This window comes from Rhizobacter sp. P2_H3 (assembly GCF_056403355.1).
This window is the reverse complement of sequence record NZ_JBFUFQ010000124.1, coordinates 1-16,782: the sequence shown is the minus strand read 5'-3', so window position 1 is coordinate 16,782 and position 16,782 is coordinate 1. Positions and strand designations below refer to the sequence as shown.

17 protein-coding genes and 1 pseudogene are annotated in these 16,782 nt (G+C 70.7%); 3 read left to right on the top strand and 15 right to left on the bottom strand.

All coding sequences use genetic code 11. The annotated features are described in order from the left end of the window. Together AC1D1T_RS20520 and gph are read left to right on the top strand one after the other, a co-directional pair. A partial coding sequence (locus AC1D1T_RS20520) for a glycosyl hydrolase family 18 protein (RefSeq protein ID WP_477992394.1) occupies window positions 1-1,602 on the top strand: 1,602 nt, incomplete at its 5' end. A gap of 121 nt (window positions 1,603-1,723) precedes the next feature. After that, a complete protein-coding gene (gene gph / locus AC1D1T_RS20515) occupies window positions 1,724-2,332 on the top strand; it encodes a phosphoglycolate phosphatase (protein ID WP_477838437.1) in 609 nt (202 codons plus the stop codon). Here the strand turns inward: gph and AC1D1T_RS20510 are convergent. Then, window positions 2,329-2,958, bottom strand: coding sequence for a chalcone isomerase family protein (locus AC1D1T_RS20510; protein WP_465114953.1), 630 nt, complete (start codon window positions 2,956-2,958; stop codon window positions 2,329-2,331). The two genes, gph and AC1D1T_RS20510, sit on opposite strands and share 4 nt — an antisense overlap. Before the next feature lie 391 nt (window positions 2,959-3,349). On the opposite strand from AC1D1T_RS20510, the gene trpE reads away from it, so the two are divergent. Continuing rightward, window positions 3,350-4,834, top strand: coding sequence for an anthranilate synthase component I (gene trpE, locus AC1D1T_RS20505; RefSeq protein WP_465114919.1), 1,485 nt, complete (start codon window positions 3,350-3,352; stop codon window positions 4,832-4,834). A 1-nt stretch (window position 4,835) separates the two neighbouring features. On the opposite strand, the gene AC1D1T_RS20500 is transcribed toward trpE, so the two are convergent. The 14 genes and pseudogenes from AC1D1T_RS20500 to AC1D1T_RS20435 all read right to left on the bottom strand — a co-directional run. Continuing rightward, window positions 4,836-5,177: a (2Fe-2S) ferredoxin domain-containing protein gene (locus AC1D1T_RS20500; protein WP_477825999.1), complete on the bottom strand. Its 342-nt coding sequence runs from the start codon at window positions 5,175-5,177 to the stop codon at window positions 4,836-4,838. A gap of 24 nt (window positions 5,178-5,201) precedes the next feature. Further along, entirely contained in the window at window positions 5,202-7,250 is a 2,049-nt protein-coding gene (locus AC1D1T_RS20495; RefSeq protein WP_477826000.1) for a TonB-dependent receptor, read from the bottom strand. 158 nt (window positions 7,251-7,408) lie between these two features. Further along, the gene (gene cobJ / locus AC1D1T_RS20490; protein ID WP_465114924.1) at window positions 7,409-8,386 is read right to left on the bottom strand and encodes a precorrin-3B C(17)-methyltransferase; all 978 of its coding nucleotides are present in this window, start codon (window positions 8,384-8,386) and stop codon (window positions 7,409-7,411) included. Further along, window positions 8,383-9,174: a CbtA family protein gene (locus AC1D1T_RS20485; RefSeq protein ID WP_477992393.1), complete on the bottom strand. Its 792-nt coding sequence runs from the start codon at window positions 9,172-9,174 to the stop codon at window positions 8,383-8,385. The genes cobJ and AC1D1T_RS20485 overlap by 4 nt, the downstream gene beginning before the upstream one ends. Before the next feature lie 13 nt (window positions 9,175-9,187). Further along, a complete protein-coding gene (locus tag AC1D1T_RS20480) occupies window positions 9,188-9,379 on the bottom strand; it encodes a CbtB domain-containing protein (RefSeq protein WP_477824844.1) in 192 nt (63 codons plus the stop codon). A gap of 27 nt (window positions 9,380-9,406) precedes the next feature. After that, window positions 9,407-9,802, bottom strand: coding sequence for a cobalamin biosynthesis protein (locus AC1D1T_RS20475; RefSeq protein ID WP_047510420.1), 396 nt, complete (start codon window positions 9,800-9,802; stop codon window positions 9,407-9,409). Continuing rightward, the gene (locus AC1D1T_RS20470) at window positions 9,799-10,542 is read right to left on the bottom strand and encodes a cobalamin biosynthesis central domain-containing protein (protein ID WP_477824843.1); all 744 of its coding nucleotides are present in this window, start codon (window positions 10,540-10,542) and stop codon (window positions 9,799-9,801) included. The genes AC1D1T_RS20475 and AC1D1T_RS20470 overlap by 4 nt, the downstream gene beginning before the upstream one ends. Beyond that, window positions 10,535-11,320 carry a precorrin-2 C(20)-methyltransferase gene (gene cobI, locus AC1D1T_RS20465; protein WP_477824842.1) on the bottom strand — a complete coding sequence of 262 codons (786 nt, stop codon included), beginning with the start codon at window positions 11,318-11,320 and terminating at the stop codon, window positions 10,535-10,537. Before cobI ends, AC1D1T_RS20470 begins: the two co-directional genes overlap by 8 nt. Next, a complete protein-coding gene (gene cbiE, locus AC1D1T_RS20460) occupies window positions 11,317-12,630 on the bottom strand; it encodes a precorrin-6y C5,15-methyltransferase (decarboxylating) subunit CbiE (protein ID WP_477824841.1) in 1,314 nt (437 codons plus the stop codon). Before cbiE ends, cobI begins: the two co-directional genes overlap by 4 nt. Continuing rightward, a complete protein-coding gene (locus AC1D1T_RS20455; protein WP_477824840.1) occupies window positions 12,623-13,729 on the bottom strand; it encodes a cobalt-precorrin-5B (C(1))-methyltransferase in 1,107 nt (368 codons plus the stop codon). Before AC1D1T_RS20455 ends, cbiE begins: the two co-directional genes overlap by 8 nt. Then, the gene (locus AC1D1T_RS20450) at window positions 13,726-14,394 is read right to left on the bottom strand and encodes a precorrin-8X methylmutase (protein ID WP_465114937.1); all 669 of its coding nucleotides are present in this window, start codon (window positions 14,392-14,394) and stop codon (window positions 13,726-13,728) included. Before AC1D1T_RS20450 ends, AC1D1T_RS20455 begins: the two co-directional genes overlap by 4 nt. After that, window positions 14,369-15,274 carry a sirohydrochlorin chelatase gene (locus AC1D1T_RS20445; protein ID WP_477824839.1) on the bottom strand — a complete coding sequence of 302 codons (906 nt, stop codon included), beginning with the start codon at window positions 15,272-15,274 and terminating at the stop codon, window positions 14,369-14,371. The genes AC1D1T_RS20450 and AC1D1T_RS20445 overlap by 26 nt, the downstream gene beginning before the upstream one ends. Beyond that, window positions 15,271-16,062 carry a precorrin-4 C(11)-methyltransferase gene (gene cobM / locus AC1D1T_RS20440; RefSeq protein ID WP_047510403.1) on the bottom strand — a complete coding sequence of 264 codons (792 nt, stop codon included), beginning with the start codon at window positions 16,060-16,062 and terminating at the stop codon, window positions 15,271-15,273. The genes AC1D1T_RS20445 and cobM overlap by 4 nt, the downstream gene beginning before the upstream one ends. Continuing rightward, window positions 16,059-16,782: pseudogene (locus AC1D1T_RS20435) on the bottom strand (cobyrinate a,c-diamide synthase); the annotation flags it as partial. The pseudogene AC1D1T_RS20435 and the gene cobM, both read right to left, overlap by 4 nt.

Below are 16,782 nucleotides of genomic sequence, written 5' to 3'. Positions count from 1 at the left end.
GCGCCCCCGCCGAACCCGGGCGGCACCTGCTACCTCGCCTGGGTGGCTGCCACCGCCTACACCGGCGGCGCGACCGTCAGCTACAACGGCGTGAACTACAAGGCCAACTACTGGACGCAGAACAACAACCCGGCCACCAGCAGCGGCCCSGCCGGCAGCGGCCAGCCGTGGACGGCCGTCGGCAATTGCTCGACCGCCCCGGCACCGGCTCCCGCACCGGCGCCTGCGCCGTCTCCTGCTCCCGCACCGGCCCCCGCGCCGTCGCCGGCCCCGGCACCCGCACCCGCGCCTGCACCGGCCCCCGCGCCGGCCCCGGCGCCCGGCGGTCGCCAGGTCGGTTCCTACTTCACGCAGTGGGGCGTGTACGGCCGCGGCTATGAAGTCGCCGACATCATCTCGTCGGGCTCGGCCAACGCGCTGACCTTCGTCAACTACGCGTTCGCGAACATCTACCAGAAGAACGGCGGCTACGAGTGTGCGCAGGGCATCGACAAGCTCGAGCCGGGCGCGACGAACCCGAACGATCCAAGCGCCGGCACCGGCGGCGACGCCTGGGCCGACTACGGCCGCACGCCGCTGCGCCTGGTCGGTGCCGCGCCGACCTGGGATTCGAAGCTGGCCGGTTCCTTCAACGAACTGAAGGGGCTGAAGGCCAAGTACCCGAACCTGAAGGTGCTGATCTCGCTCGGCGGCTGGACGTGGTCGAAGTGGTTCTCCGCCGCGTCGCAGACCGATGCGCTGCGCAAGCAGCTGGTGAGCTCCTGCCTGAACATCTACATCAAGGGCAACCTGCCGGCGTACAGCGGCAGGGGCGGCGACGGCGTGCTGGCCGGCGTGTTCGACGGCATCGACATCGACTGGGAATTCCCGGCCGTGATCGGCCAGCCGTACAACACCGTGAGCGCGGCCGACCGCCACAACTTCACGCTGCTGATGAAGGAGTTCCGTGCCCAGCTCGATGCGGTGAACGGCAAGCACTACCTGCTGACCGCCGCGCTCGGCTCGGGCAAGGACAAGATCGACGCGACCGAGCCCGGCCAGTACGGCCAGTACATGGACTGGGTCAACCTGATGAGCTACGACTTCCACGGTGGGTTCGAGCCGCAGGGCCCGACCGACTTCCAGTCGAACCTCTATCCGGATCCGTCGGGGCCGAACTACTACGACCCGCTGAAGCCGGGCGTGCGCAGCGTCGCGTCGTACTACAACATCGACGAGGCGGTGGGCATCCTGCTGCAATCGGGCATGCCGGCGAACAAGATCAACCTCGGCATTCCGTTCTACGGCCGCGGCTGGACGGGCGTGGCGAACGTCAACAACGGGCTGTACCAGAAGGCCACGGCGCCGGCGCGTGGCACCTACGAGGCGGGCATCGAGGACTACAAGGTCCTGAAGAGCGCCGCGGGCACGGTGTACGTGCACCCGATCACGAAGCAGAGCTACAAGTTCGACGGCACGAACTTCTGGAGCTACGACACGCCGGAAGTGATCCAGACGAAGATCAACTACCTGAAGTCCAAGGGACTGGGCGGCATCTTCAGCTGGTCGCTGGACGGTGACCTGAACGGCGAACTGATGAAGGCCACGGCCGCCGCGAAGTAAGCCACGGGTGCGGCATGATCCGGTCTTTCGACCCCATGCCGCATTCGTGACTGCATTCGTGAGTTCCCACGCGTTCGACCGCGCCCCCTGGCACGCCGCCGTCATCGACCTCGACGGCACGATGGTCGACACGCTCGACGACTTCGTCGCTGCGCTGAACGCGATGCTGGCCGACCTGGCGCTGCCGCCGGTCGGCCGCGGCTTCGTCGAGCACACGGTCGGCAAGGGCTCCGAGCACCTGATCCGTTGCACGCTGGCCGAGACCGGTGGCGCGGACGATCGCCAAGGCGAGGCCTGGGCCAGCTACCAGCGGCACTACACGCGCATCAACGGCGACCATGCCCGGCTGTATCCCGGCGTGCAGGAAGGCCTGCAGCGTTTGCGCGAGGCCGGCATCCCGCTCGCGTGCCTGACGAACAAGCCGACGGCTTTCGCGCAGGCGCTGCTCGAGAAGAAGCAGCTGTCAGGCTTCTTCAGGCATGTCTTCGGTGGCGATGCGTTCGCGCAGAAGAAGCCGCACCCGCTGCCGCTGCTGGAAACCTGCAAGGCGCTCGGCGTGGCGCCGTCACGCGTGCTGATGCTCGGCGATTCGGCCAACGACGCGCAGGCGGCGCGCGCCGCCGGCTGTCCGGTGATCCTCGTGAGCTATGGCTACAACCACGGCCAGCCGGTGCGCGAGGTCGATGCCGACGGGTTCATCGACCGGATTGACCAGCTGGTGATCGGCTAGTTGTTGCCTGCACCGGCGCCGTTGCCGGTCGCCTGCTTGCCCAGCAGAGCGTCCTTCAGCGCCGAGTCGGCCGGCGAGTGGCCGAGCCAGATCTTCAGCAGCGACGAATAGAACTCGGGTTCCTTGATCGGCTCGTTGGCCGGCTTGCCGTTGACGACGATCACCGTGCCCTGGCCCGGGGTCCAGTCGACGAAGAACGAGTCGCCGGCGACCAGCTTCTTCTTCGCCGAGAACACTTCGCTCAGCTTCAGCGTGCCGGCGATCGACTTCATGAAGTCGTCGCGCGTGGTGTTCTGCTCCATGCCGCGCGTGAACAGCTTGCCGAGCTCGTTCGCGTCGATGTCGCGCAGCATCGTGATGTGCATGCGGCGCGGGCCCGGCGTCGCGAGCACCGCCTCGGGCGTGGTGGCCTTGGCCGTCAGGTACAGGCCGGCGGTGTAGACCTTGAAGATCGCCTTGTAGCGGATGCCGGCGCCGTTGAGCACCAGCCTGGTGTTGCCCACCTGCGCGGTGGGTTCGTAGCGCACGCCTGCCAGTTCGATGGCCTGGGGTTGGGCCTGGGCCTGCGCCAGCAGAGGTGCCGACAGGGCAGCGGCCGTCACGGCCAGCAGGAAGGTTCGACGAATCACGGCAGTCTCCATCTCGTTGTCATCGTGAGCCCGACACCCCAGTATGGGGCGCTCAGGGCAACGCAGGAGTGTCTGACAGTGACAAGGGTGGGTCCATTCATGATTTCACGGACGAACCATCGCCCTCCGGGATGGAATGCCAAGCCTGCTACACTTTTTCGATGTTCATCGCACGCAAGCAAACCAAGGGGTCGAACGACCGGGGAGCCTGGCCCTGGCGGGCCTGATCCGCGTTTGCTTGCCGCGGGCCCGGGGCTCTTGCAGTCCCCGCCCTCCGGCTCCATAGGCCGCCGCGCCCGCCGCACATCGCGCGCCGCGTGCCACCCGAAGAATGCAGTCACCAGGCCGGCCCCCGGGCGCCGCGCCGGGCCGTGGAGGGCCCTCGAACGTGATCACCGAACTTGAATTCAAGAGCCTCGCCTCGCAGGGCTTCAACCGCATCCCGCTGATCGCCGAAGCATTCGCCGATCTCGAGACCCCGCTGTCGCTCTACCTGAAGCTCGCCTACGGCACCGGCAGCGGCAAGCACAGCTTCCTGCTCGAATCGGTGGTCGGCGGCGAACGCTTCGGCCGCTATTCGTTCATCGGCCTGCCGGCGCGCACGCAGCTGCGCGCCACCGGCTTTCGCACCGAGGTCGTCACCGACGGCCAGGTCGTCGAGACGCACGAAGGCAATCCGCTCGATTTCATCGCCAGCTACCAGAAGCGCTTCAAGGTCGCGCTGCGGCCCGGGCTGCCGCGCTTCTGCGGCGGCCTGGCCGGCTACTTCGGCTACGACGCGGTGCGCTTCATCGAGCACAAGCTCGCGAAGACCGAGCTGCCCGGCGGCCTCGACACGCCCGACATCCTGCTGCTGCAATGCGAGGAGCTGGCCGTCATCGACAACCTGTCGGGCCGGCTCTACCTGATCGTCTATGCCGACCCGGGCCAGCCGGAGGCCTTCTTCAAGGCGAAGCGGCGGCTGGCCGAACTCGGCGACAAGCTGAAGTACAGCGTCACCGCGCCGCCGGTGCGGCGCGGCACCTCGCACGCGGTGGAGCGCGAGTTCGCGAAGGAGGACTACCTCGCCGCGGTGCTGAAGGCCAAGGAATACATCGCGGCCGGCGACATGATGCAGGTGCAGGTCGGCCAGCGGCTGAAGAAGCGCTACACCGAATCGCCGCTCAGCCTGTACCGCGCGCTGCGCTCGCTGAACCCGTCGCCGTACATGTACTTCTACGACATGGGCGATTTCCAGATCGTCGGCGCCTCGCCCGAGATCCTGGTGCGCCAGGAGACCACGCCCGAGGGCGAGAAGGTCACGATCCGCCCGCTCGCCGGCACCCGCCCGCGCGGCGCGACGCCGGCGCAGGACAAGGCGCTCGAGGCCGAGCTGAGCGCCGACCCGAAGGAGCGCGCCGAGCACGTGATGCTGATCGACCTGGCGCGCAACGACATCGGCCGCATCGCGAAGACCGGCACCGTGAAGGTGACCGAGGCCTTCACGGTCGAGCGCTATTCGCACGTGATGCACATCGTCAGCAACGTCGAGGGCCTGCTGAAGGACGGCATGACCAGCCTCGACGTGCTGCGCGCGACCTTCCCGGCCGGCACGCTGACCGGCGCGCCCAAGGTGCGCGCGATGGAGATCATCGACGAGCTCGAGCCGGTCAAGCGCGGCATCTACGGCGGCGCCTGCGGCTACCTGAGCTTTGCCGGCGACATGGACGTGGCGATCGCGATCCGCACCGGCATCGTGAAGGACAACACGCTGTACGTGCAGGCCGCGGCCGGCGTGGTCGCCGATTCGGTGCCCGAGCTCGAATGGAAGGAAACCGAGGCCAAGGCGCGCGCGCTGATTCGCGCGGCCGAACTGGTCGAGGAAGGCTTCTGACTCAGCCGGTCGGGCCCTGGTGGAACACCAGGTCCTCGACGGGCTGCCCGCCGACCAGGTGCTGCTCGATGATGCGGTCCATGTTGGCCGGCGTCACGTTGTAGTACCAGGTGCCGTCGGGCTGCACGCACATCACCGGGCCGCCCTTGCAGGCGGCGAAGCAGCTGACGCGGCTGCGCTTCACGCGCAGTTCGCCCTCGTGCAGCCCTGCGGCCTTGAACTTGTCGCCCAGGCTGTCGAACAGGGCCTGCGATTCGCCCTGCTGGGTGCAGCGCGGGCCGGTGCAGATCAGCAGGTGGCGGCGGTAGTCGCCGATCTTGGGCTTGATCACTTCGTCAGTCATGGGCTTGCGCTCCTCGGTGGGTCGTCAGAAGGTGGCTCGCATCGAGACGCGCAGCGTGCGCGGCTCCATCGGGTGCACGAGCCGGCCGTCGATGCCGGCGCCGCCGTTGCAGGCCGGGCCGTCGGCCTTCGAGCAGGCAGCACCCCAGTACTCGATGTCGTTCGCTTCGCGATCGAACAGGTTCAGCACGTCGAGCGTGAACTGCAGCGACGGGCCGGCGCGCCAGCCGGCCTTCAGGTTCGCGGTCCACAGCGACGACGAACGCTGCGTGCCGGTCTCCTCCAGCGCATAGCTGCCGATGTAGCGCCAGCGCAATCCACCGAACCACGCGCCGTGGTCGTCGGCGGCCAGCGCGAACGAGGCCGAGCGCGGGATCGCGTTCGGCACGTGGGTACCGCTGCCCGGCTCCGCCTCCTGCTCGAAGCGCGCACGCGACCAGGCCACGTCGGCATCCAGCAGCCAGCGGTTGACCTGCCAGTCGTTCGACCACTCGACGCCGACGCGCTTCGAGGCCCCCTTCGGCTCGGTCACGCCCGCGTCGCCGACGAACACCAGCTCGGAGGCCAGCTTCACCTGCCACAGCGACAGGCTGGTGTTCCAGCCCGACAGCGGCACCGCGCGCAGTCCGACTTCACTGCCGGTGGCACGCACCAGCGCCGGCACCGGGTCGACGGCCGCGGTCACGCCGCGCACGTCGTTGCTGTGGAAGCCGCGGCCCCAGTTCGCATACAGCTCGGTGCGCAGGGCCTCGCCGAACGGGCCGAAGGCCAGCCCCAGCTTCGGGCTGTATTGATGGGCGCGGGCGCTGCCGCCGTTCTGGAAGTTGTCGGCGCCACCGGTCGGCGTCACGTTCGCGCGCACGGTGTCGACGCGCAGGCCCAGGTCGCTGCGCAGCCACGGCTGCCATTGCGTGCGCGCCTCGGTGTAGAGGCCCAGCAGCGTCTCGCGCACGCGGTCCTCGCGCACGGTGCCGGTCCGTTCGCGGTTCACCGTGTCGTACAGGCCCAGCGTGGCGATGCGGTCGTGGCGCAGCTGCGCGCCCAGCGTCAGCTCGGTCTCGCGGCCGGCCGGAGCGATCGCCCAGTGGCGCGCCACCTGGCCGCCCCACACGGTGCGCTCGTCGGCCTGCTCATGCTGGTCGCCCTGCGGGCCGTTGATGGTGCCGGACGGGTTCGAGAACAGGTTCAGCCCGTAGTCGATCACGTAGGCGCTGACCTGCGTGCGAGTGCTGCCGTCGCTGCCGGCCCAGTCGCCCGACAGGCTGTGGCGGTGCGTGCGCCCGCCGTCGCCCGGCATCAGCTCGCCGAAGCGGTCGATCTCGCCGGAGCTGATCGCGCGCTCGGGCACGTGCTCGGTGGCGTTCCATTCGGCGTGGTACGCCATCGCGGTCAGTGCATGGCCGTCGCGCGCCGTGCCCTCGGACAGGCGCAGCACGCCGTTGACCTTGCGCAGCCGCTCCGGCTGCTGCCACGGGCCGTCGTTGGTCGCGGCCTCGAAGGCGGCCAGCAAGGTCGGGCCGCTGTCCTTGTCCTGGCCGAGTGGCCGGCTGCCCCCGGCGAGCACGCGGCGGAAGTCGTGCGCGCCGACGCTCAGGTCGACCATCGGCGCCGGCAGCGCGCGCTGGTAGTCGATGCGCGCCGAGCCGGTGGTCGCGAAATCGCCGTCCTCGGCCGCGTAGACGCCCTTGCGGTAGCGCATCGCGCCGATCAGCTCGGGGATCAGGAAGTTGAGGTCCATGTAGCCCTGGCCGTGCGCATGGCTCGCCATGTTGACCGGCATGCCATTGACGAAGCTCGCGAAGTCGCTGCCGTGGTCGAGGTTGAAGCCGCGCAGGAAGTACTGGTTGGCCTTGCCGTCGCCGCTGTGCTGCGTGACGGTCATGCCGGGCACCGTCTCCAGCACCTCGGCCGGGCGCAGCAGCGGCCGGTTCGTCAGCTGCTGGGCGCTGACCTTGCCTTCGGTGGCCGAATCGGCAACGCCGATCAGGTCCTGGCCGCGGCCGATGATGATCACGGGGGCCAGGGCGGCAGGGCTGTCCTCGGCCGCGGCCGGGGCAGGGGTGAACAAGTTCATCGCCAGGGCCGTGGCGGCCAGGGCGGGGGGCAGCTTGCGCTGTGGCATCGTTGAAAGCTCGTCGCTGCGCTGCATCCGCATTCCCGCAGATGCCACGCGTGGTGTTCGCCTGGTCGTGGCTGCCGCGCGGGGGCCATCGGCTCGCCTCCGCGCGGGTCTCAGCCCTCCCCCTCGTCGTTGCTCGTGCTGCCGGCGGCGATCTCGACCGGCTCGGCCAGCGTCGCCGCGAGGTAGTCGGCCGGCAGCCCGTGCAGCCGCGCCAGGTCGGCGAGGGTGTGGCCCTCGGCGAGCTGCGCGTGCAGTGTTTCGAGCCAGCCGAGCAAGCCGGTGCTCAGCGAGCGGCCGGCGCGTTCGCCGTCGCGCGTCTCGCCGCCTTGCTCGATGTCGTACTTGTTCGCGTAGCCGCGCGGCGTGACCATCAGCCCGTCGCGCACGAAGGTGTGACTGTTGCCGATCAGCACCGTGCTGAGCATGCCGATCTCGCTGTCGGCCATCGTGTCGAGCGTCGTGAACTCGATGCGCTCGCGGCGCCGGTACGCGCTCTTGACGACGGCCACCGGCGTGTCGGGCCGGCGGTGGCGCAGGAACAGCCGCTGCGCCTCGACGATCTGCCGCGTGCGGCGGCCGCTCTTCGGGTTGTAGAGCGCGACGACGAAGTCGGCCTGCGCGGCGGCATCGAGCCGGCGCGCGATCACCGGCCACGGCGTCAGCAGGTCGCTCAGCGAGATCGAGCAGAAGTCGTGCGTCAGCGGCGCGCCGACGCGGGCCGCGCAGGCGTTGATCGCCGAGGCGCCGGGCACCACCTCGACCTGCACCTCGTCGGCCGGCGTCCAGCCGGCCTGGAACAGCACCTCGTAGGTCGGCCCGGCCATGCCGTAGACGCCGGCATCGCCCGACGAGATCAGCGCGACCTTCTTGCCGGCGCGGGCTGCTTCGAGCGCGCTGACGGCCCGGTCGAGCTCCTCGGTCATGCCCTTGCGCACGACCTCCTTGCCCTCGAGCAGGTCGGCGACCAGCTTGATGTAGGTGACGTAGCCGACGACGACATCGGCCTCGGCGATCGCCTCGCGGGCGCGCTGCGTCATGTGCTCGACGGCGCCGGGGCCGATGCCGACCAAGGTGATCTTGCCGCTCATGCCAGGCTCCCGGTCGGCAGCGTCGCGTTGCTGGAGGTGCGATCGAGCACGGGCGCAAGCCAGCGCTTGAACACCGGCGCGGCGACCACGCCCATCGAGAGCCAGAACAGCGAGGCCGACACATGCGTCGCAAGCACGAAATCGCGGCCCAGCACCTGCAGGCGCTGGTGGGCCTCGCCGCTGAACGCGCCGAGCGGGTCGCCGATCAGCTGCGGCGCGCCGATCACGAACGGCAGCGCGAGCCAGGCCGCGGCAGCGGCCCAGCGCCAGGGCTTGCGGCCGAACGCGACCAGCGCGCAGGCCGACAGCGCGCTGCCGGCGGCCAGCAGCCACCACAGCTGCCGCAGGCGCAGGTCGGCAGCCTCCATGCCCGGCACCTCGGCCGGCAGGCCGAGCGAGGGCCACAGGTGCAGGCTCAGCCAGCCGGTCGCGGCCACGGCCGCGGCGAGTCGCCAGGCCCCAGCCGACAGCCCGCGCTTCCAGGCCCACGCCCCCATCGCCGCGAACACCAGCAGCGCGAGCGCGAACGCATTCAGCAGGTTGGCGACCCAGGTCCAGAAGCTGCGCTCGAGGCCGTCGGCGGGTGTCCAGTCCACGTCATGGTGGTGCGCGTGGGCGGCCTCTTCTGCCGTGTGCTCGTGGGCAGCCGGCGCGGCAGACTTCTGCACCTCGAACTCCTCGGCCGCGAGGATGATCGGCACCGCCTGCCAGCGTTGCACGACCCACTGCAGGCTGCCCACCGCCAAGGCGACCAGCAGTGCACACCACACCAGGCGTCGGAACAGCATCATCGGCTCCCGCTCAGTGGCACGGACGGCCGGTGGCATGGCGCACGTCGTGTGCCGCGTTGTGCGCGAGCGGGCTCTCGGCGAACGCGACGCCGTACAGCATCACGACGCCGAGCAGCGCGCCGGCGGCGAGCTGGCGCAGCAGGCCGCGCGAGGCGGTGGCGGGGAAGGAGACGGTGGGTTGAAGGGCTTGTTGCGGGTTCATGTCGTTCCTTTCAAAGGGGATGGAGAGTTATCTGCAGCGCGCGACGGAGACGGTCGCGTGGCGGCCGTCGTCGCCACGCAGGATGTGTTTCTCGACCAGCAACGAGCTGGCCGGCGCGGCGCCCGCCGCGAGCAACGCGGCCGCCTCGCTGACGGATGGCGTGCCGGTGTAGCGCCGCACCGTCTCCGACGGGTTGGGCACCTTCACCTCGGCCAGTTCGGCGGCGTCGTAGAAGTGCAGCGACCAGCCGCGCTGCGCGGCCAGGTCGAGCAGGCCGAGCTCGTTCGACTTCAGCGTGATGCTCGCCACCGCGGCCACGTCGCTGAGCGCGACGCCGGCCAGGTCCAGCGCCTCGCCGACCGCGCGCGACAGCGTCTCGACCGGCGTGCCGCGGTCGCAGCCGAGCCCGAGCGCGACCCTCATGCGGCAGCCTCTGCGGCCGGCGGGCGGTAGACGACCAGCCGTTCGTTCAACTGCTGCCACAACGCAGCGTCGATCGCGCGGTGCGTGACCCATAGCACCGCCTTGAAGCGCGCCAGGTCGACGTCCTCGAAGCGTTCGAAGCGGTGGATGCTGGCCGGCAGCGGTGTCGGCCGCGTCCACCAGTTGGGGCTGCCGGCTTCCTGCACGAAGGCGATCGGCTCGCCGTTGACGACGTGGGCCGAGACGCGGGTGATGTTCAGCTTCGGCGCCTCGACCGACCAGCCGAGCTCGCGGCCGAGGATGTCGACCGGGATGGTCTTGCCGACGTCGGAGGCGGTCGTCAGCACCGGGGTCGCGCCGAGCAGCGCTGCCACCTGTTCGGCGCAGGCGTTGGCGCCACCGACGTGGCCCGACAGCACCGGGATCACGAACTGGCCGGCATCGTCGACGACGGTGATGCCGGGGTCCTCGTCCTTCGACTTCAGGTGCGGCGCGATCAGCCGCACGACGGCACCGAGCGAGACGAAGAAGATCAGCTGGTCGTAGGCGGCGAACAGCGGGCCGATCTCGTCGCGCAGCGCGGCGGTGTAGGCGCGCAGCGGGTTCGCGAGGCCGTCGAAGGCCGTGCGGAACTTGTCGGCGCAGACGATGTGGGCCCGCGGCTGCTGCGCGGCCAGTTGCGCAGCCTGTGCGGCGCCGTGCTTGGTGATCGCGACGATCGCGATGCGGGGGTCAGTCATCGAGGGTCTCCGGGCTGGATTTCTTGAGGCATCCGCGGATGCGTTCACCGCGCACGCGCAGGTGGTTGTGCACCAGCATCAGCGACAGGTAGCTGACCTTCTGGCCGCGCAGCGACAGCATCCCGGCGCCGCGCAGCACGCGTTCGTCGGGTGCGCCGCAGCGTTCGATGAAGGCCGCGTCGGCCAGCAACTCGCGCTGCTGCAGCCAGTCGAGCAGGTCCTCGATCAGCGGCTTCACCTTCATCAGCACCAGCGTGTCGAAATCGCCGAGCAGGCGGTCGAGCGCGCTGACGCCGTAGGCCGCAGGCACGACGGCGATGGTGTCGTCCTGCTCGCCGAGCGGGCGGCCCAGCGTGGCCGCGGCCGCATTGAATGCATTGACGCCGGCGATGGTGTCGACCGCGATGCGCTCGTCCCTCGACCGCACGGTGCGCGCCAGGTGCCCGAAGGTCGCGTAGGTGCTGGCATCGCCCTCGACGAGGAACAGCACGTCGCGCCCGGCCCGCAGCAGCGGCAGCACGGTGTCGGCGGCGCGGTGCCAGCTGCGCAGCAGCTTCTCCTCGTCGTGCGTCATCGGGAACAGCAGCGGCAGGTGCTCGGCCGGCGGCGGCAGCTCGGCGCGCGTGACGATGTCGAACGCATAGCTCGGCGTCTTGGTGCTGCGCGTCGGGTAGGTCCACACGGTGTCGCGGCGCGCCAGCTGCGCCCACGCGGCGCGCGTGATCAGGCCCGGATCGCCCGGGCCGAGGCTCACGCCGATCAATCGACCCAGCGTCATGTGGAAGCCTTTCGTGCGCACACCACCCACACCGGGTTCTCCGCCGCGAGCCGGTGCATGTGCAGGATCGGCTTGCTGCGCGACGCCTGCAGCATCACGACATCCCAGTCGGCGCCGAGCTCGGCCAGCGTCGCGGTGGCCGTGCCCAGGTTCTCGATCGTCACGAAGTTCATCACCAGCTGCCCGCCCGCGCGCAGCCGCCGCAGGCACAACGCGATCAGCTCGGCCAGTTCGCCGCCCGAGCCGCCGATGAACACCGCGTCCGGGTCGGCCCAGCCGTCCATCGCCTGCGGCGCCTTGGCGTGCACCAGCGTGTGGTTGCCGACGCCCATCGCGGCGCGGTTGCGGCCGGCGATCGCCACGTCGTCCTCGTTCTTCTCGATCGCGTAGACGTGGCCCGCCGGGCACAGCCGCGCCGCCTCCAGGCCGACCGCGCCCGAGCCGGCGCCGATGTCCCAGACGATGCTGTCCTCGCGCAGCTGCAGGCGCGCGAGCGAGACCGCGCGCACCTCCAGCTTCGTGATCAGGCCCTTGTCCGGATGGCGCTGCTCGTAGCTCGCGTCGGGCAGCCCGAAGCGCACCGGCGTGGCCCGCGCCGACTGGCGCCACAGCAGCACGACGTTCGGATCCGCAAAGCGCGCCTGCGCCGCTTCGGCGATCGACAGGCCGGTGACGATGCGCTCGCCGGCCTGCAGCAGCCGCTCGGCAACCGCGATCTGGAAATCGTCCGTCAGGCCTTCGGCCTGCATCATCCGCGCGATGCGGTCGGGCGTGTTGTCGGGGCTGGTCAGCACCGCCAGCCGCGCATGGCGGCGCAGCGATTGCGCGAGCGCGTACAAGCCGTGCGATGGCTCGGCGCCCGGGCCGGGCCATTCGCCGGCGTCCTTCGCATGGACGCTCTCGATCTTCAGGTCCTGCCACACCAGCCCGACGCGGGCGCAGGCGAGCTGGATGGTCGACAGGTTGGGCAGCACCTCGATCGCGTCCAGGCACAGCTGCATGCCGAGGTAGCCGGCGATGCCGTGGCACAGCGGATCGCCGGTGGCCAGCACCACGCAGCGCTTGCCGGCGGCCTGGGCCTGGCGGATGTCCTCGGCCACGGCCGCCAGGCCGCCGATCGCGCGGCGCTCGGCCTCGGGCTGGATGCGCGATTCCAGCAGCGCCAGCGTGCGCTTCGCGCCGATCACCAGGTCGGCATCGGCCAGTGCCTGCAGGGCCGGAGCGCCCAGGCTCGCGGCGCCGTCGTCGAGCACGCCGACGATGCGGCAGCGCGGCGGGCGCAAGTGGGAGGCGTGTGTCGAATCATTCATGGGAAGTCGCCTCAGCGAGTTTCTTGCCGTCGAAATCGCAGACCAGCACGTCGAGCCGGAAGCGGTTCGGGTAGCGCCCCATCACCGTGCTGACGACCTTGCGCGCCAGTGCGGTGTGGAAGGCATCGATCAGGCCCAGCGCCGCCATGCGCTCGGCGGCGAAGCGCGCGGTCTCGGCCGCGGCGATCGCGGCGCATTCGTCGGGCGGTGCGCCGATGCTGGCGGCGATCGCGGCCAGCAGGTCGGTGTCGACCTCGGCGCGGTTCGCGTGCGTGATGGTCTCGCCCTGCGCGATCTTCGTCAGCTTGCCGACCATGCCGCCGATCACGACGCGGCGCAGCTTCGCCTTCATCGCGGCGTCGAGCGCATAGCGCAGGAAGTCGCCCATCTGCACGAAGCAGGCCTCCGGCAGGCCGGGCAGTTCGGCGATCGCGAATTTCTCGGTGCGCCCGCCGGTGGTCAGCACGACGGTGTCCGACCCCGTGGTGGCCGCGACCTCGACGCCCTGCACCACGCTCGCGCGATAGGCGGCCGTGCTGTAGGGCTTGACGATGCCGGTGGTGCCGAGGATCGAGATGCCGCCGAGGATGCCGAGCCGCGCGTTCAGCGTCTTCTTCGCCATCTCCAGGCCCTGCGGCACCGAGATCGTGACCTGCAGGCCGTCGCTCGCGAGCAGCGCGCTGCCGGCCTCGCGCACGTTCTCCTCGATGTTGCGGCGCGGCACCGGGTTGATCGCCGGCCCGCCGACCGCGAGGCCGAGGCCGGCCATCGTCACGGTGCCGACACCGAAGCCGCCGAGCAGCACCACCTCGCCGGCCGCGCCGGGCAGGCGCAGCACGTCGGCGGTCAGGTGGGCCTTGTCGGTGCAGTCGGGGTCGTCGCCGGCGTCCTTGATCACCATCGCATGCGCGGCGCTGCCGTCGCACTGGCCGTCGTTCACGTCGAAGCGCACGCGCTGGCCGTTCGGCAGCAGCGCCTCGACCGACGGCGGCACCGCGCCGTCGACCAGGCCGAGGACCGCCGCGCGCGCGGCCGCAGCCGAGCACGCACCGGTCGTGAAACCGGTGCGGGTGCCGCGCTTGACGGTCTTCTCCATCATGTCTGTGCGGCCTCCGCCAGGCTCAGCAGCGCGTGGATCGCGGCCACCACCAGCGTCGAGCCGCCCTTGCGGCCGCGGATCACGATCCACGGCACCTCGTCGACCTGCGACATCAGCTCCTTCGACTCGGCCGCCGACACGAAGCCGACCGGCATGCCGACGACCAGTGCCGGCTTCGCGCCTTCGTCGCGGATCAGCCGCACCAGCTCGATCAGCGCGGTCGGCGCATTGCCGATGCCGACGACCGCGTCATCGAGCAGCCCGAGCCGGTGCGCCTTGCGCATCGCCTGCACCGCGCGCGTCGTGTCGTCGGCCCTGGCCTGCGCGATCACGTCGGCATCGGCGATGAACTGGTGCGTGCGCATGCCGAAGTGCGCGAGCCGCGGCGCCGACAGGCCGACGCAGATCATCTCGACGTCGGCCACCACGCGCGAGCGGCCGGACAGGATCGCGTGAAGGCCGGCCGTCACCGCGCGCGGGTGGAAGGCGGTGAGGCCGTTGAAGTCGAAATCGGCGTTCGCATGGATCATGCGGCGCACGATCGGCCACTGGTGCGGCGCGTAGTCGTGCGGGCCGACCTCGCGGTCGATCACCGCGAAGCTGTCGTGCTCGATCGCCTGGCCGGCGCGCGTGAGCTGCTCAGTGACCGTGTTGGGCGTGGTCATGCTCATGCGCGTGGTCGTGATCGTGGGGATGGTGATGGTCGTGGGCATGCTCGTGCCCATGCGGCTCGTGGTCGTGCTGGTGCGCCTCCCACAGCGCCGCCTCCGCGCTGACCGGCACCGCATGCAGCGTGCCCTGCAGCAGTGCCTCGACGCGCTGCGCCAGCAGCCCGGCGATCTCCGGCTCGAAGCCGAAGTGGGTGCCGAGCGCGAAGCGCACCTGCGGGTACTGCATGCGCAGGTGCTCCACCTGCCGCCCGATGCGCTGGATCAGCGTGCCGGTGAACAGGTAGTACGGCAGCACGATGACCTGGCGCATGCCGAGCTGCACCTGGCGCTGCACGACGCGCTCCAGCCGCGGCCAGGCGATGCCGGTGAAGGCCAGGTCGACCAGCTCGTGGTCGCCTTCCTCGAACAGCCAGCGCGTCATGCGCGCCATCTCGCCGTTCGCCTCCTTGTTCGACGCGCCGCGGCCCAGCAGCACGACGCCGGTGCCGGTCGGGTCGGGCACGTCCAGCTGCTGCATGCACTGCTTCAGCTGGCGGCGCAGGATCGCGAGCACCGGCTCGCTGACACCCAGGTGCGGCGCGTAGTCGAAGCGCACGCCGGGGTGGCGCAGCCGGGCGCGCGCGATGTGCGACGGGATCTCGACGTTGACGTGGCCGGCCGCGTTCAGGATCAGCGGCACGACGATCACGCGCTCCGAGCCGGCCGCCGCGAGGTCCAGCCCGTCCTCGACCTCGACCTCGGCGAACTCGATGAAGCACAGCTCGGTGCGCCAGTGCGGGTGGCGCGCGCGCCAGAGCGCGGCGAACTGCTCGATCTCGTCGTTGCCGCTCTTCTCGCGCGAGCCGTGGCCGACCAGCAGGATGGTGTCTTTCATGGGGCGGTCGCTTTCCGGAAGCGGTGGGTGAATGCGGCGTCGTACAGCTTCGACTTGGTGAGCTCGGCCCAGCCGCGCGCGCCGAGCGCGGGGCTCGCGATGACCATCGCCTGGCTGACGATGCCGGCCTCGCGGCACTGCTGCTTGATGGTGGCCAGCGTGCCGCGCACGATGCGTTCCTCGCCGGGCCAGCTCGCCTTGTGCACGACCAGCATCGGCGCGTCTTCGGCCCAGCCGGCCTCGCGCAGGCCGGCTTCGATGCGGTGCAGCAGCGTGATCGACAGGAAGATGCACAGCGTGCAGCGGTGCGCCGCCAGCTCGGCCAGCGATTCGCCCGGCGGCATCGGCGTGCGGCCTTCGACGCGCGTGAAGATCACCGTCTGCGTGACCTCGGGCAGCGTGAAGCTCTCGACCGCTGCGGCCGCCGAGGCCATCGCCGACGACACGCCCGGCACCACCGCGATCGGGATGCCGGCCGCGTCGAGCGGCTGCACCAGCTCGATCAGCGTGCCGTACAGCGCCGGGTCGCCGGTCTGCAGCCGCACGACGGTGTCGCAGCGCGCGGCCTGCCCGGTCAGCCACGCGACCATCTGCCCGAGCGTCATGTCCTTGCTGTCGGCGATCGCGCAGCCGGGCGGCGCCCAGCGCGTGGCGGCCTCGTTGACCAGCGAGCCGGCGAACAGGATCGCGCCGGCACGCTCGATCAACGCGCGGCCCTTGACGGTGATCAGCTCGGGGTCGCCGGGGCCGGCGCCGACGAACCAGACGCGGCCTGGGGGCGTGCTCATCGCGTGAACAGGCGTGCGACGGCCTGCGGGTTGGACGGGAAGTAGGCGTGGAAGTACGAGGCCGTCAGCCGGCCGCTGCGGTACACCGCTTCGCCGCGCCGGCCGGCGCGCATCGGCTGCGTGGTGCACAGCGGGGCCATCGGCGATTCCAGTCGCGAGTAGTGGAAGCTGTGGCCGCGCAACGTGCCCTCGGGCAGCCCGGCCTCGTGCAGCCCGATGCTGGCCAGGCGCGTCTGCATCGCGGCGTGGCCCGGCAGCAGCCCGGCCATCGCGGCGCGGCGGCCCTGCAAGTCGGTCAGCGCCTGCAGCAGCAGCAACAGCCCGCCGCACTCGGCCAGCATCGGGGTGCCGGCGGCGTGCAGCTCGCGCAGCGCCTCGTGCATGAAGCGGTTGGCGGCCAGCGCATCGAGGTGCAGCTCCGGGTAGCCGCCCGGCAGCCAGACCGCATCGCAGGGCGGCGGCGCGGTGTCGTGCAGCGGCGAGAAGAACGCGAGGCTCGCGCCCATCGCCTGCAGCAGCGCGAGGTTGGCGGTGTAGAGGAACGAGAACGCGGTGTCGCGCGCCACCGCGATGCGCACGCCGCGCAGCAGCGGCTCGGCAGGCACTGCGCTGCCGGGCTCGAAGCTGACCGCGGGCGGCAGCTCGCCGGCCTCGGGGCCGAGCGCGTCGGCGGCGCGGTCGAGGCGGGCGTCGAGGTCATCGAGCTCGGCCGCCTGCACC

What these genes read in the sequence shown, in the direction of transcription:
- gph (WP_477838437.1), top strand. Translation starts at nt 1,724, where the DNA reads ATGGTCGACACGCTCGACGACTTCGTCGCTGCGCTGAACGCGATGCTG.
- AC1D1T_RS20500 (WP_477825999.1), bottom strand. Translation starts at nt 5,177, where the DNA reads ATGACTGACGAAGTGATCAAGCCCAAGATCGGCGACTACCGCCGCCAC.
- AC1D1T_RS20495 (WP_477826000.1), bottom strand. Translation starts at nt 7,250, where the DNA reads ATGAACTTGTTCACCCCTGCCCCGGCCGCGGCCGAGGACAGCCCTGCC.
- cobJ (WP_465114924.1), bottom strand. Translation starts at nt 8,386, where the DNA reads ATGAGCGGCAAGATCACCTTGGTCGGCATCGGCCCCGGCGCCGTCGAG.
- AC1D1T_RS20485 (WP_477992393.1), bottom strand. Translation starts at nt 9,174, where the DNA reads ATGCTGTTCCGACGCCTGGTGTGGTGTGCACTGCTGGTCGCCTTGGCG.
- AC1D1T_RS20480 (WP_477824844.1), bottom strand. Translation starts at nt 9,379, where the DNA reads ATGAACCCGCAACAAGCCCTTCAACCCACCGTCTCCTTCCCCGCCACC.
- AC1D1T_RS20475 (WP_047510420.1), bottom strand. Translation starts at nt 9,802, where the DNA reads ATGAGGGTCGCGCTCGGGCTCGGCTGCGACCGCGGCACGCCGGTCGAG.
- AC1D1T_RS20470 (WP_477824843.1), bottom strand. Translation starts at nt 10,542, where the DNA reads ATGACTGACCCCCGCATCGCGATCGTCGCGATCACCAAGCACGGCGCC.
- cobI (WP_477824842.1), bottom strand. Translation starts at nt 11,320, where the DNA reads ATGACGCTGGGTCGATTGATCGGCGTGAGCCTCGGCCCGGGCGATCCG.
- cbiE (WP_477824841.1), bottom strand. Translation starts at nt 12,630, where the DNA reads ATGAATGATTCGACACACGCCTCCCACTTGCGCCCGCCGCGCTGCCGC.
- AC1D1T_RS20455 (WP_477824840.1), bottom strand. Translation starts at nt 13,729, where the DNA reads ATGATGGAGAAGACCGTCAAGCGCGGCACCCGCACCGGTTTCACGACC.
- AC1D1T_RS20450 (WP_465114937.1), bottom strand. Translation starts at nt 14,394, where the DNA reads ATGACCACGCCCAACACGGTCACTGAGCAGCTCACGCGCGCCGGCCAG.
- AC1D1T_RS20445 (WP_477824839.1), bottom strand. Translation starts at nt 15,274, where the DNA reads ATGAAAGACACCATCCTGCTGGTCGGCCACGGCTCGCGCGAGAAGAGC.
- cobM (WP_047510403.1), bottom strand. Translation starts at nt 16,062, where the DNA reads ATGAGCACGCCCCCAGGCCGCGTCTGGTTCGTCGGCGCCGGCCCCGGC.